The organism is Streptomyces sp. HP-A2021, from assembly GCF_022807935.1.
In the GTDB taxonomy this organism is placed as follows: Bacteria; Actinomycetota; Actinomycetes; order Streptomycetales; family Streptomycetaceae; genus Streptomyces; species Streptomyces afghaniensis.
In genome coordinates this window covers 5,637,318-5,650,826 of sequence record NZ_CP094344.1, presented here as the reverse complement: position 1 = coordinate 5,650,826, position 13,509 = coordinate 5,637,318, and the positions used below count along the sequence as shown (strand labels likewise).

The 13,509-nt window shown below is 72.2% G+C and carries 12 protein-coding genes; 7 read left to right on the top strand and 5 right to left on the bottom strand.

Annotated features, from left to right (window positions below; all coding sequences use genetic code 11):
• The first annotated feature begins 8 nt into the window (after positions 1-8).
• Positions 9-707, top strand: coding sequence for a nucleotidyl transferase AbiEii/AbiGii toxin family protein (locus MQE23_RS25635; protein ID WP_020277014.1), 699 nt, complete (start codon positions 9-11; stop codon positions 705-707).
• Positions 708-743: 36 nt separating this feature from the next.
• Entirely contained in the window at positions 744-1,232 is a 489-nt protein-coding gene (locus MQE23_RS25630) for a MarR family transcriptional regulator (RefSeq protein ID WP_243380404.1), read from the top strand.
• On the opposite strand, the gene MQE23_RS25625 is transcribed toward MQE23_RS25630, so the two are convergent.
• Positions 1,221-2,408, bottom strand: a complete 1,188-nt coding sequence (locus MQE23_RS25625; protein ID WP_020277016.1) for an MFS transporter — start codon at positions 2,406-2,408, stop codon at positions 1,221-1,223. The genes MQE23_RS25630 and MQE23_RS25625 overlap by 12 nt on opposite strands.
• Before the next feature lie 70 nt (positions 2,409-2,478).
• Here MQE23_RS25625 and MQE23_RS25620 point away from each other — a divergent pair, with 70 nt between their 5' ends.
• The 3 genes from MQE23_RS25620 to MQE23_RS25610 all read left to right on the top strand — a co-directional run bounded on the left by MQE23_RS25620 (position 2,479) and on the right by MQE23_RS25610 (position 4,933).
• Complete coding sequence (locus MQE23_RS25620; protein WP_020277017.1) at positions 2,479-3,465, top strand: winged helix-turn-helix domain-containing protein; 987 nt, start codon at positions 2,479-2,481, stop codon at positions 3,463-3,465.
• A gap of 9 nt (positions 3,466-3,474) precedes the next feature.
• The gene (locus MQE23_RS25615; RefSeq protein WP_020277018.1) at positions 3,475-3,978 is read left to right on the top strand and encodes a glutathione peroxidase; all 504 of its coding nucleotides are present in this window, start codon (positions 3,475-3,477) and stop codon (positions 3,976-3,978) included.
• 70 nt (positions 3,979-4,048) lie between these two features.
• On the top strand, positions 4,049-4,933 hold the full coding sequence (locus tag MQE23_RS25610) for a MerR family transcriptional regulator (protein ID WP_020277019.1): 885 nt from the start codon (positions 4,049-4,051) through the stop codon (positions 4,931-4,933).
• Between the two features lie 111 nt (positions 4,934-5,044).
• On the opposite strand, the gene MQE23_RS25605 is transcribed toward MQE23_RS25610, so the two are convergent.
• From MQE23_RS25605 to MQE23_RS25595, 3 genes are all read right to left on the bottom strand, one after another.
• Entirely contained in the window at positions 5,045-5,236 is a 192-nt protein-coding gene (locus MQE23_RS25605) for a DUF397 domain-containing protein (protein WP_010035575.1), read from the bottom strand.
• A gap of 196 nt (positions 5,237-5,432) precedes the next feature.
• The gene (locus MQE23_RS25600) at positions 5,433-6,290 is read right to left on the bottom strand and encodes a helix-turn-helix transcriptional regulator (RefSeq protein WP_020277020.1); all 858 of its coding nucleotides are present in this window, start codon (positions 6,288-6,290) and stop codon (positions 5,433-5,435) included.
• Between the two features lie 232 nt (positions 6,291-6,522).
• Positions 6,523-7,278 (bottom strand): GPP34 family phosphoprotein, encoded by a 756-nt coding sequence (locus tag MQE23_RS25595; RefSeq protein WP_037673637.1) that lies wholly within the window; start codon positions 7,276-7,278, stop codon positions 6,523-6,525.
• A gap of 237 nt (positions 7,279-7,515) precedes the next feature.
• Between MQE23_RS25595 and MQE23_RS25590 the strand changes: the two genes are divergently transcribed.
• Entirely contained in the window at positions 7,516-10,587 is a 3,072-nt protein-coding gene (locus tag MQE23_RS25590) for a D-alanyl-D-alanine carboxypeptidase (RefSeq protein WP_243382751.1), read from the top strand.
• A gap of 205 nt (positions 10,588-10,792) precedes the next feature.
• A complete protein-coding gene (locus MQE23_RS25585; RefSeq protein ID WP_037667289.1) occupies positions 10,793-12,640 on the top strand; it encodes an MFS transporter in 1,848 nt (615 codons plus the stop codon).
• A gap of 13 nt (positions 12,641-12,653) precedes the next feature.
• Here the strand turns inward: MQE23_RS25585 and MQE23_RS25580 are convergent, their stop codons facing one another.
• Entirely contained in the window at positions 12,654-13,493 is an 840-nt protein-coding gene (locus MQE23_RS25580) for a hypothetical protein (protein ID WP_020270298.1), read from the bottom strand.
• Between the last annotated feature and the right edge of the window lie 16 nt (positions 13,494-13,509).

Sequence of the window (13,509 nt, the reverse complement as noted above, 5' to 3'; positions counted from 1 at the left end):
TCAAGGACATGTCCGCACCACCCCCCGCCCCCGAGCCGGTCCGGCGGCTCATCGGTGATCTTCTCGCGGTGGGTGAGGCGTACGGCCTCGTCCTCGCGGGCGGGTACGCCGTGCTGGCGCACGGGCTGGTGCGGCGGGGCGGCCGGGACGTGGACGTCGCCACCGAGCACCCCGCCGCGATGGACGGCATCGCCGGCACCGTCCGGACGGGGCTGGTGGCGCGCGGCTGGCTCGTGCAGACGCTGGAGAGCGATCCGCTGTCCGCCCAGTTCCTCGTCACCGACGCGGCGACCGGTGAGGAGTACGGGGTCGGCATCCGCAAGGAGGTGCTGTGGCGCCCGCCCGTGACCACCGGGCTCGGGCCGGCCCTGTCCCTCGACGACCTCGTCGGCACCCGGGTGCGGGACCTGGCCGACCGTGGACTCGCCCGCGACCTGGTCGACGTACACGCCGCCTCGGCCCGCTGGAGCCACCCCGAACTGGAGGAACTCGGCCGCCGGCACGCGCCCGAGCCCTTCGACCTCACCGACCTCCAGGCCCGGCTGACCGGCACGGACTGGCTCGACGACAGCGCGTTCACGGCCCACGGCCTCGACGCCGAGTCCGTCGCCGGTCTCCGCCGGTGGGCCCAGGAGTGGGCCGACGACATCGCGGAACGGCTCATCGAGGGCGGTGCCCCGGACGAGAGCGCCCCGGACGAGGAGTGACCCGCGCGGGGACTGACCGGTCGGTACCCTGACCGGATGGGGAAAGGGGCAACCGGGCAGGTGGGGGTGGTCGCCGCGCTGGTACGGGCGGCGTTCCTGGTGGACGGTGTGTACGCGGAGGCCAGCCGGACGTACGGGCTGACACCGCAGCAGGGGCAACTGCTCTGCGTCCTGATGCCGCAGCCGTACGGCATGGGCGAGCTCGGCGAGATGCTCGGGCTGGCGAAGTCGAGTCTGACCGGGCTCGTGGACCGGACGGTGCGGCGCGGGCTAGTGCGGCGGGAGGCCGACCCGCGCGACGGACGGGCCGTGCGGGTGGGGCTGACGGAGGAAGGCGCCGCGCTCGCCGAGAAGTTCTACGCCGAGACCTGCCGCCGGATGGAGGCCCTCCCGTCCGGGCTCAGCGGCGCCGAACGGGAGCGGCTGGCCGTCCTGCTGTCGCGGGTCGTGGCCGACAACGAGGTTCCCGAGGTGTTCGTGGAGGCCGAGCAGCGGACCGGCCACCGAAGCAGCTCACGGTCCTGACACCGCCGCCGTCGCCCGCCGCTCCCGCCGTCCCGCCGCCATCAGCGCCAGCGTCACCCCGGCCGAGACCGTCGCCATCGCCGTCATCGCCTCCGCCGGGGAGGTCAGTTGGGCCAGCGAGCCCGCGAGTATCGCTGCCACGCCCTGCAGTGTGAGCATGCCGGCCGAGTGCAGGCCCAGGGCGTGGCCCGTGAGGCCGTCGGGCGTCAGGGTCACCAGCCGCTCCTGCTGGACGAGGCTCGCGCCGAAGCCGACCGAGGCCAGTGTGACGGCGGCTGCCGCGAGCGGCAGCGGGGGGTGGAGCAGGAAGGGCACGTACGGAGCGGCCAGGAGCAGCAGGAGCGGGAAGCCCAGGCGGGGGCGCAGGCGCGGTGGGACCAGGCGGCCCACCAGTACGTCCCCGGCCAGCATGCCGAGCGCGGCGCAGGCGAACAGGGTGCCGGCGGAGTCGGGGACGTAGGAGACGTAGAGGGATTCGCAGCCGACGACCAGGCCGTTCGGGATCCAGAGGGCCAGATAGACCTGGCGGCGGGGTGCGGACGACCAGAGCAGGGCATTGGCCCGCCACGTCGCCGACACCGAGGGGCGGCCGGCCGTGCGGGGTGGGCGGCTGGTCAGGCCGAGGTGGACGACCGCGGCCGCCGGCAGATAGAGGGCGGCTGACGCCAGCAGAGCGATCCGCGGGGACAGCAGGGCCACGAGGGCTCCGCCGGTCGCGTATCCGGCGATCTGCATGAGGCCGCTCATCATGTTGAAGACCGAGCGGCCCAGAAGGTAGCCGTCCTTGGAGAGGATCTCGTTCAACAGGCCCCAGCGCACTCCGCCGCCCACCGACTTCGCCAGCCCCATGGCCAGGACGATCGCGAAGAGGGCCCAGATCGGTAAACCGGGCAGGGCCAGGGCCGCCGTGCCCGCCGCGAAGAGGAGGGGCAGGGCCGTGAGGGCCGCGCGCGGGGGCAGCCGGTCGGCCGCCGAGAGCAGGAGCGTCGCGCCCAGCACCTGCACCAGCGACTCGCCGAACATGCTCACCGCGGACAGCAGCGGCGACTCGGTCGCCCGGTACACCAAGGTGCCCAGCGCCAGTCCGCCCATCGTCTGGGCGACCGTCTGCGCCGACGCGGCCAGGAAGAACGGGGTGAACTCGGGGGCACGGAACAGTTCGCGGTAGCTGCGCATGCGGGGAGTCTCCGGCGGCCCGGATCGCGTGGTTATTGTTTCGCGCGGGTGCGAAACATCGGGGGTGCGCATGGGCTGGTGGCAGATCAACGCCGACACCCTGGCGGCAAGCCGGTTCGTGCTCTCCCCGCTCGCCGAGACCTTCGCCTGCCTCCAGTTGCTGCACCGGGGCACACCCGCACACCCGGGCGAACGGGCCTGGCTGCGCGACCACCTGCCCGGCTACCGGGCCCGGCTGGCCGCCGACCCCGTGACCGCGCTGCTCGTCCGCGCCGGGCTGGGCCGGTCCTGGATCGCCGACTTCCTCACTCCCACCCCGAGAGACCGGGAGGCCTTCGAGGAAGGGGTGGCACGGGTGCGGGCGGCCCGCCCCGACGAGGCCCGCGCGCATCTGCGGCTCTCCCTCGCCGGCCCGCTTCCCCCCGCCCTGGACCGGGACGACCTCCCCGAGCGCGCGGCCGGCCTGCTGACGTACGTCTGGACCGAGACCGTACGTCCGGACTGGGACCGGCGCCGACAGGTGCTGGAGGCGGACGTGGTCGCCCGCACCGCGCAGGTGAGCCGGGGCGGCTGGGCGGCGGTGCTGGACGCACTGCGACCGGGCCGCACCCGGTGGCTGGGTGACAACCGGCTCCAGGTGAATCTGCACGAGTACCCGCCCCGCGAGATCTCCGGCGCCGAGCTCCTGTTCGTGCCGGTGACCCCGAAGACCGGCTGGGTGTCCTGGGAGGAGCCCGACCGGTACGCGGTGATCTACGCGTGCGCGGGCGTGCTCGCCGACCCCGGCGGCCGGACCGTGCCCGCGAGCCTCGGCGCACTGCTCGGGGCCGCACGGGCCGGTGTGCTCGTCCTGCTCGACTCCCCGCTGAGCACCAGCCAGTTGGTCGCCGTGACCGGACAGGGCCTGGGCTCGGTCGGCCGGCATCTGCGGGTGCTGCTGGACGCCGGCTTGGTCGAGCGGCGCCGCGCGGGCCGGTCCGTGCTGTACACGCGGACGGCGGCGGGGCAGGTGCTGGTGGAGGCCGGAACAGGCGGGCCCGGCACCCGCCGGAGTTAGCATCCGCTCATGACGACTAGCAACGGTTCCTCTCCCCTCGACGTCGAGATCGGTGCCCTCCAGGGCGGTTCCGCCGACCTGTCCCAGTACGCGGGCAAGGCGGTGCTCGTGGTGAACGTGGCCTCCAAGTGCGGCCTGACCCCGCAGTACAACGGGCTGGAGAAGCTCCACGAGCGCTATGCCGAGCGTGGCTTCACCGTCCTCGGCGTGCCTTGCAACCAGTTCCTCGGGCAGGAGCCCGGCAGCGCCGAGGAGATCGCCGAGTTCTGCTCGGCGACCTACGGCGTGACCTTCCCGATGACCGAGAAGGTCGAGGTCAACGGCGAGAACCGGCACCCGCTGTACGACCGCCTGACCGGCTTCGCCGACGCCGACGGGCACAGCGGGGACATCCGCTGGAACTTCGAGAAGTTCCTGATCGGCCGGGACGGCACGGTAGTCGCCCGTTTCTCCCCGCAGACCGAGCCGGAGGCGACGGAGGTCGTGGCGGCGATCGAGGCCCAGCTGGCCTGACCCCGCCCCGGTTGACCTTGCCCCTGGGGCAGGGCCGAGCGTCCTCGTCATCGGGCGGAAGAGCCGCCCGATGACGGAGGATGCCGTGGTGGACGTACCGGACCGTGACCTGCTCACCATCGGGGCGTTCGCCGCGCGCGCCCGGCTTTCGGCCAAGGCCCTGCGGCTGTACGACCGGCTGGAGCTGCTGTCCCCGGCGCACGTCGACGAGGCCACCGGCTACCGCTACTACCGCGCCGGGCAGGTCGAACGGGCCCGGCTCGTGGCCATGCTGCGGCAGCTGGACATGCCGCTCGCCCGGATCGCCGAGGTGGTCGGGGCGGGCGACGGGCCGACGGCGGCCGAGCTGCTCGGCACGTACTGGGCGGACGTCGAGGCGCGGGTGGCGGGGCAGCGGACGCTCGCCGAGTACCTCCGTGGACGACTGTCGGGGAGGAGCTCCGAGATGTACCAGAGGTTCGCGATCGAGACGGTGGACGTGCCCGAGCAGGTGGTGATCACCGAGAAGCGGCACACGCTGGCGGACGAGCTGCCCGCGTGGATCGGCGCTTCACTGGGCCGGCTGGAGGCGGCGGCCCGGGAGTGCGGAGGCGTGAGCGGCGTGCCGTACGTCGCCTACCACGCCGAGGTGTCGATGGAGAGCGACGGCCCCGCCGAGGCGTGCGTGCCGGTCGCCGACGAGGCGGCTGCACGGGCCTGGGCGGAACGGCACGCGCGAGCATGGGAGACGGCCGTGCGGGTGGAGCCGGCTCAGCGGCTGGCGTACACCCGGATCACCAAGGCGCAGGTGGCGCACCCGCAGATCCTGGCCGCGTTCGAGGCGGTGGAGGAGTGGATGGCGGCGGAGGGACTGACCCAGGCCGGTCTGTGCCGCGAGCTGTACTTCGCCGACTGGGAGGCGGCGGGAGCCGAGGACCCGGTGTGTGATGTGGCGTTCCCGGTGAGCTCCCGGTGAGCTGATCGCCCTCAGGGGCCCGCTGGCACAAGCGGAGCCCTCTCGGCAAGGACGGCGAGACTGGTCGAGAGGGCTCTTCGGGTGGTGCTTGTGCTGTTGTCGAGCGGTGGCTCAGGCCTTGACCGAGGCCACGAAGGCGCTCCACGCGTCGGCGGGAAACGCCAGCTTGGGACCCTCGGGGATCTTGGTGTCCCCGAGTTCCAGAGCCTCTTCGACGGTCGACCTGACCATCACACAGGCGCCGTTGTTGTTGGTGTAGGAGGACGTCGTCCACGTTTCCGTGGCGCCCAGACGAATTGCCATGTTCGCTCCGTAGCAAGTTGCGTTTACGCCAACCCGTGCTGGTGGTTGGCGTGATCGACGCTACTCGCCAACATCCTCGTTCGGAGCAGTCATTCACTCGACCGGATGGCATATTCCAGGGGAGACTTCCAGTCAGGCGTGTCAGGGGTGTAACATCCCGCGCTTTGCCGGACGGAAGGTCCTGCGCCACGGACGGTCAGCGCGCGTACTCCTTCGCCCGGCGCTCGATGAGCTGCCGCGACTGGTCCACGTTCAGCGACTGCGCGCGCAGGTGCTCGTACATGACCGTGTACTTCTGCACGTCGAGCGGCTTCTCCAGGTACAGGTCGCTGGTCACGCCCTCGATGTACACCACGCTGGAGTCGGCCGCGTCGGCGAACTCCAGGATCGAGTACTGGCCGTTGATGCCGGCGTGCGCGCCGACCTCGAACGGCAGCACCTGCACGGTGATGTGGGGCAGCTGCGACATCTCGATGAGGTGCTCCAGCTGCTCGCGCATCACCTGCCGGCTCCCGACGATCCGGTGCAGGGACGCCTCGTCCAGGACCACCCACAGCCGCAGCGGGTCCGTCTCGGCGGTGATACGGCCCTGCCGGCGCAGCCGGACCTCGACGCGCTTGTCGTTGTCCGCCTCCGAGGCCTCGGGCGAGCCGCCCCGGATGATGGCCTCGGCGTACGCACGCGTCTGCAACAGGCCGGTGATGATCTGGGGTTCGTAGACCCTGAGCGACTCGGCGTCCGTCTCCAGGCCGATGTAGACGCTGTACGGGATGTCCCCGAAGGCGTGCCACCAGCCCTGCTGCCGGGAGTCCTTGGCCATTTGCATCAGCGAGTCGACGATCCGCTGGTCCTCGACCTCGTAGACCCCGCACAGGTCCCGGACGTCGCGCTGGCTGATGCTGCGCCGGCCGTTCTCCAGCCGGCTGATCTTCGACTGCGACACCAGCAGCCGCTCGGCGACCTCTTCGGCCGTCATGCCCTTGAGCTCACGGAGCCTGCGGAGCTCCTGGCCCAGCCGGCGCCGCCTGACGGTGGGATTGACATTGGACGCCACGGGACGTGCACCTCCGGCTGCGTGCCTCTACTTTGCGTATCTGCTGTTGAGCAGACTGCCACCAAGGTGCCTGCTACCGCTGGGAAACGGTGGATATGCGACGGGTACACGCCAGTTCGGGCAGGGCACGCCGAGCGGGGCGGGGAGAGTGTGTGCTCTCCCCGCCCCGCTCGGACAGCGGCTCCCGTGACCGGGTTCTGGGGTGGTGCGTGGTGCTGTGCGGGTCCGCGGCTCAGTGCGCCACGGCACGCGCCATGCTTCCGTGGCGCGGCTGCATCGGAACGCCACGGGCGGGTTCCGCTGCGGGCCTGGCTCCGCCGGCGGCCTGACGGCCGGACGGGGCCGGGCTGCGGCGCGGCTGCGCCGCCACGCCGTTCTGGACGTCCATCACGGCGTGCGCGACGAGACCGCCCATGGGGTCGTGCCTGATCAGGTCCCGCAGCCGGGAGCGGGACGAACGTCCCTCGTTACCCGGATACAGGTGCTTGCCGAGGCCGACCGCGTGTGCCAGTGCGGCGAGCGCGGCGGTCCGCGGGTCCGGCGGTACGCCGGTGCGGATCGCCGAGTCCAGCCGGGCCCTGATCTCCCGGCTGATCTCGTTGTCCGTCGCCTGGTAGCGAGTCGTCGGCAGCACCCCGCACATCTGACCGGCCACGGCATGCACCATGCCGCACCGCTCGAGATGCGAGAGGTAGGTCTGGCGGAGCCCGAGACGCGGCCCGCCAATCCAGTTCACTGCCCGCACGGGAGCGCCGCGCCTACGCAGCAACTCCAACGCGCAGTCCAACGTTGGATCTCCAGTCGGCCGTGGTACAACCACGGCGATACGATCCCCGTCTGGGGCTATCCGTCCGGCCAGTGCCAGCTCCACTAGCTGTGCTCCGGCCAGACCGAGGTCGAGCGACTGCGGCTGCGCAGTGGTACCCGTGGTCGGGTCCAATGCCAGCAGCAGAAGCTCCTCCGGAAGTGTTCTGCGGCTCCTGCCCATCCATGCCTCCCCGCGTGGATGAATGACAGGGTGACCCCTCTCACATTGGTCTGTCGAGGGTGCGTGACCGGTTCGTAGTGGAACCAGTAGGTATGTCGTTCTCGTCTACCGGATGGGTTCAGTCCGCGCACAGGACACTGGTACATGGTTCGGACAGCGCCGGGGAGCGGTGTCACGGGCGGCGGTTCACGGTTCGGTACGCGCACGCGGGGAGTGCGGCGCGAGGAGGAGGCATCGGTGGCGGGCGAGTCCCCCGACAGGTCGAAGCAGCGCGAGTCGTCGGCAGAACCGACGTCGGGGAGCGCGAGTCCGGTTCCCGAGGCCAGGAGCGAGGCCCCACCCAAGCGCGACCCGCGCCTCGCGGTGGCCCGGGACACGGAGAGGTCCGCGAAGCGCGGCGGCGCCGACACGGCGACCCGCGTGCTCTCCACCCGGACGGCGGAACAGCCGACCGAGCCGGCTGACGCCGAGCGGGACGAGGGCGAGAAGACGGACTCGGCGGCGGACGCAGGGCGGGACGAGAGCGACGCGGGCGCCGAGGAGACATCGGCGGACGCCGGGCGCGACTCGGACGAGGCAGACTCGTCGGCTGACGCCGAGCAGGACGCCGGCGCCGCGGGCACGGCCGACGCCGAGCAGGGTGCGAGCGGCGCGGGCACGGGCCAGGCCGACTCGACGGCTGACGCCGAGCAAGACGCCGGCGACGCCGATGACGCGGGCACGGCCGACGCCGAGCGGGACGCGGGCGACGCGGGCGCCGAGGAGACGTCGGCGGACGCCGGGCGCGACTCGGACGAGGCAGACTCGACGGGCGCCGAGGGGACGTCGGCGGGCGCCGGGCGCGACTCGGACGAGGCAGACTCGTCGGCTGACGCCGAGCAGGACGCCGGTGCCGCAGGCGCGGCCGACGCCGAGCAGGGTGCGAGCGGCGCGGGCACGGGCCAGGCCGACTCGACGGCTGACGCCGAGCAAGACGCCGGCGACGCCGATGACGCGGGCACGGCCGACGCCGAGCAGGGTGCGAGCGACGCCGGCGACGAGAGCGCGGCGGCCGGCGCCGGGCAGGGCGAGAGTGGCGCCGGTGCCGAGGGCTCGGCGGTCGACGCGTCCCGGGAGTCTGCGGACGAGCCCGTGAAGGGCTCCGGCGGGTCTTCGCCGGCGGCAGGGGATTCGGCTTCCGCCGAGTCGTCCGAGCCCGGCGAGTCCTCCGACTCCGGCGAGGCATCCGGCTCCACTGGGTCTTCCGGCTCCGGGGAGCGCGGGGGTGACACCGCCAGTGACGGGCGGCTGCGGGATGCCGTGGCCGCGTGGGTCGCGTCGGCCGACCAGAACGAGGAGCCCGCGGCGGCCAAGGGCGCCGCCAAGGGCTCTGAGGACGGCCAGGAGGCGGCTGAGAGGGCGGAAGAGCCCGCAGAGGCCGCTGAGGCCGTTACGGACGCGCAGAAGGCCGAGAAGCCCGCTGAGGCCGACGCTGACGCCCGGGACGACCGAGAGGCTGCCGAGGCCGCCACCGACGTCCAGGACCGGCCGGAGACCGAAAGTGCGGACGACGCCGCCGAGGAAGAGGCCGACGAACCGGAGGCGGACCGTTCCGCCACCGGTGGCACGGGCGATTCCGGGGCCGCCTCGGCGGACAGCACCCCCGCCGACGACACCGACGGCACCCCGGACAGCCCTGACAAGGCCCCCGAGTCGGACGACACCGACACCGACACCGACAAGGGCGACGCCAAGCCCCCCGTCGACCAGCCCACCGCCGTCTTCAAAGCCGTACGGCCCCCGGTCGATCAGCCCACCACCATGCTGAAGCTCGGCGGGGCCGCCAAGGACGCCAAGGACGCGCCCGAGAAGGACGCCGAGCGGACCAGTAAGTTCGTCGCGCTCAAGCCGCTGGACGATCCGTCGACGCGGAAGCCGGCGGCCGGCGCACAGGCCGGACAGGCCACTCCGCCTGCTCCCGCCCCCGCCGACGCCACCGCCCCCGTGCCCACCGTCGGACCCGAGCGGACCACCCAGCAGCCCCTGCCGCCGCGGCCGCCGCTGGATCTGCTGGCCGAGCTGACGAACACCCCGCCGCCGCCGGACACTCCGCTGCGGACGGCCGTGCGGCGGGTGAAGATCTGGACGCCGCTGGTGCTGCTGCTGGTGGTCGTCCTCGGCGTCGTGCAGAGCGTGCGCCCCCTGCCGGCGCCCACCCTCGAACTCACCGCCGAGGACAGCTACACCTTCGAGGGCGGCAAGGTCGACATCCCCTGGCCGGCCAAGGGCCAGGCCGCGCTGGACGTGCAGGGCATCGGCACGTTCGGGTCGTCCGGCGAGCAGAAGCCCGTGCCGATCGCGAGCGTCGCCAAGGTCATGACCGCCTATCTGATCCTGCGCGAGCACCCGCTCAAGAGCGGTGAGGACGGGCCGAAGATCGAGATCGACCAGGCCGCCGAGGACCAGTCCGACGCCGGCCAGGAGTCCACCGTCGACGTCACCAAGGGCGACAAGATCAGTGAGCGGGAGGCCCTGGAGAGCATCCTGATCGCTTCCGCGAACAACGTGGCGCGGCTGCTCGCCCGCTGGGACGCGGGTTCCGAGAAGGCGTTCGTGCAGAAGATGAACGACGCCGCCAAGGACCTCGGCATGAAGAACACGACGTACACCGACCCGTCGGGCCTGAACAACACCACCGTGTCCACGGCCGTGGACCAGGTGAAGCTCGCCAAGGCGGCCATGGAGCAGCCCGCTTTCCGCGAGGTCGCGACGATGATGTCGTACGTCGACTACAAGGGCACCAAGCACGACAACTGGAACCGCCTGGTCGGCTACAACGACGTCACCGGCATCAAGACCGGCACCACCACCTCGGCGCTCGGCAACCTCGTCTTCTCGGCGAGGAAGGAGGTCAACGGTGAGACCCGCCGGATCGTCGGCGCCGTCGTGCGCCAGCCCGCCGGCGGCCCGGACAACACCATCCTGGGTGCCGCGCTGCACGAGGGCGACAAGCTGATCAAGGCCGCGCAGGGCGCGCTGGAGTCGGCGACGATCCTGAAGAAGGGCACGGTCGTCGGGTACGCGGACGACGGTCTCGGCGGCCGTACGCCGGTCGCCGTCACCGAGGACGTCACGGCGGTCGGCTGGGCGGGCCTGTCCGTCAAGCTGACGTTCGCCGCGGACGAGCTGCCGCACACGGCGAAGGCCGGCACGAAGGTGGGCACGCTCACCGTCGGTGACGGCAGCACCAACGCGGTCAAGGTCCCGGTCGCCCTCCAGAAGGACCTCGTGGAGCCGGGCTTCGCGGACAAGCTCACCCGCCTCGGCTGAGGCGGCCCGCCGACCGCAGGACCGCACACGACCGCACCCCGCCGGTGACGGCCCGTCCGGGCGCCGCCCGGCGGGGTGCGTGCTAGCGTCGCGAACCGGGCAGGCCGCCGCCCACGGCGGCGACGGCCGTGAACCGCTGACCAACGGGGCACGGCCGGGAAGAGAAGACGAGAACAGAAGACGGGACAACGGGGAGTGCCTTCGAGTGGCCACTGCGGAGCCGACACGCGCCGACGACGCCGATCCGGGCCCGGTATCCGCCGGCCCGCGAATACGCCTGCCCGCAACCGGGGAAGGCAGCAGCCAGGGCGGCCGTGAGGACCGGCTGCGGACCCTCGTACTGACGCTGCGTGAGCGCATGCTGCGCCACCCGGTCCTGTCCGTCACGGGCCTCGCCGGAGCGCTCCACGTCCTCTGGTTCTTCACGTTCGCGAACAGCGGCGGCGATCTGGCCGCGCAGGACGCCTGGGCCGAGTTCGTCGGCCGGCACCCGGACTCGGCGTACAACCTCGCCTGGTACGGCGGGATGCACCCGGTGTCGTACAGCGTGGTGTCGCCGTACCTGATGTCGGTGCTCGGCGTGCGGACGACGATGATGATCGCGGGGACGGTCTCGGCCGGGCTGCTGACGCTGCTCCTCCTGCGCAGCCGGTCCGTCCGCAACCCCCTGTGGGCGTCGCTGGCGGGCGTGTTCGGGCTGTTCTGCAACGCGGTGTCCGGGCGGGTGACGTTCGGTCTTGGCATGATGTTCGCGCTCGGCGCGGTCGCGGTCGTGTTCTGCTGGCCGTACCGGTGGCGTTACAAGCGCTGGGCGAAGGCCCTGTCCGCGGCGCCGCTGGCCGCGCTGGCCACCATGGCGTCGCCGGTCGCGGGTCTGTTCGTGGGTCTGGTCGCGGTGGCGTTGTTCCTCCAGAAGCGGCGGCCGGGCGCGTGGGCGCTGGGGCTGGCGCCGAGTGCGGTGGTGGCGGTGTCGGCGTGGCTGTTCCCGTTCTCGGGGACGCAGCCGATGATGATCGGCTCGGTGCTGCTGCCGCTCGCGTTCTCGGTCCTCGTCTTCGTCCTGGTGCCGGAGGACTGGAAGACGGTCCGGCTGACGGCCGCGGTGTACGGGCTGGGTGTCGTGCTGGTGTGGCTGGTCAGCTCCCAGATCGGGTCGAACATCACGCGGCTGGCGATGCTGTTCGCCGGGGTGGCGCTGGTCGCCGCGCTGCCGTTCACGGTGCCGCGGAGCCGCAGGTGGTACGCGGCCGTCGTCGCGCTCGTCGGCTTCGCCGGGTGGATCGGCTTCAAGACGGTCGACGACATCGTGCACACGGCCCCGGCGGCGTCCTGGTCCCGTGAGCTGGCGCCGCTGGTGAACGAGTTGCAGGAGGTCGGCGCCGAGAAGGGCCGCGTGGAGGTCGTTCCCGCCCGCTCCCACCGCGAGGCCTCGGCCCTCGCCCCGTACGTCAACCTGGCGCGCGGCTGGAACCGCCAGGCCGACATGGAGCGCAACCCCCTCTTCTACGACGACACGCTCAACTCGGCGAACTACCACGAGTGGCTGAAGCGCTGGGCGGTGCACTACGTGGTGCTGCCGAAGGACGAACCGGACGGCGACGGGGGGCAGCGGGAGCGGGCGCTGGTGCAGCGCGGGCTGCCGTATCTGACCCAGGTGTGGGGCGACGCCAACTGGCAGCTGTTCAAGGTGACCGATCCGACCCCGATGGCCGGGCCGAACGCGGTCGTCGACCGGGCCGAGCAGGGCGAGATGATCCTCCAGGTGAGGAAGGCGGGCCGGATCCTGGTCCGTATCCCGTACTCGCCGTGGCTGAGCATCGTCGACGCCGAGGGCAAGAGCCTGAAGCCGCCGCAGGAGACGGAGGAGTCCGAGAAGCGTCCCGAGGGCGAGCCGAGGACGTACGTCAACGTCAACGGCTGCCTGGCGGAGACGGAGGAGGACGAGGACGGCGACCGGTGGACGGTGCTGGTCGCGCCGAAGCCGGGCACCTACCACCTGGCGGCGCCCTACCAGCTGCCCCGGGGTACGCCGTGCCCGGAGGAGCTGCGCTGAGCGACGCGGGCTGTCAGCGCAGCCGGTCGACGTACCGGTCCGTTCCCGGCACCGTCGGGACGAAGGGCGCGACCAGCTCGACCCGCCCGAGGCCGGATTCGCCGACGGCCGTGTCCAGGCCGGTGAAGAAGGCCTCCCAGCACTCGCGCGGGTCCGTCTGGAGGAACCACAGCAGGGTCAGCCGGGTGTCGACGCCCTCGACCTGCTTGACGTAGGTCATGCGGTCGCCGGGGAGCGGGGTCGGACGGAAGACGGTCACCAGCGCCGCCGGCGAGCCCGCGAGCCGCTTGGGCAGGTGGCGGGAGCGCAGCCACTCCAGGAGCTGCGGGCGCTGCTCGGGGGTGCCGGCCTCGACGACCTGGAGGACCAGGCCGGCGTAGGGGTGATCGAGGGCGTGGACGTCGCGCGGGCCCGCCGCACCGTCCCGGTAGACCGTCGCCTCGTGGTCCTGGAACGCCGTGAGGACGTGGGTGCGGTCGTGGTAGACGCGGCCGTCGCGGCCCAGGCGCTTGTTGATGGCGACCGTCCAGCGCATGTGGTCGTCGTAGCGGCCGTCGGTGATCCAGTACGTGGACAGGTAGCAGCCCGTGGTGACGGGCTGGGCGATCGCCGACTTCTCGGGGTAGCGCAGGAGTTGCAGGTCCCGGGTGGCGACCCAGCGGCGGCCGGCGTACATCCAGGGCATGGCCATCGCGCCGGCGTAGTAGTGGTCGTCCTCGTACCAGCGGTTGTAGGCGTACTCGTGGCCCGGGTGCGGCTCGACCATGGTGATCAGGGCGTGGCCGGGGTGGGTGCCGTAGGGGCCGACGGCGGCCAGTTCGGCGTACAGCTCGCTGCGGGTGTCGTCGCTCATGCCCTTCCCCTCTCTT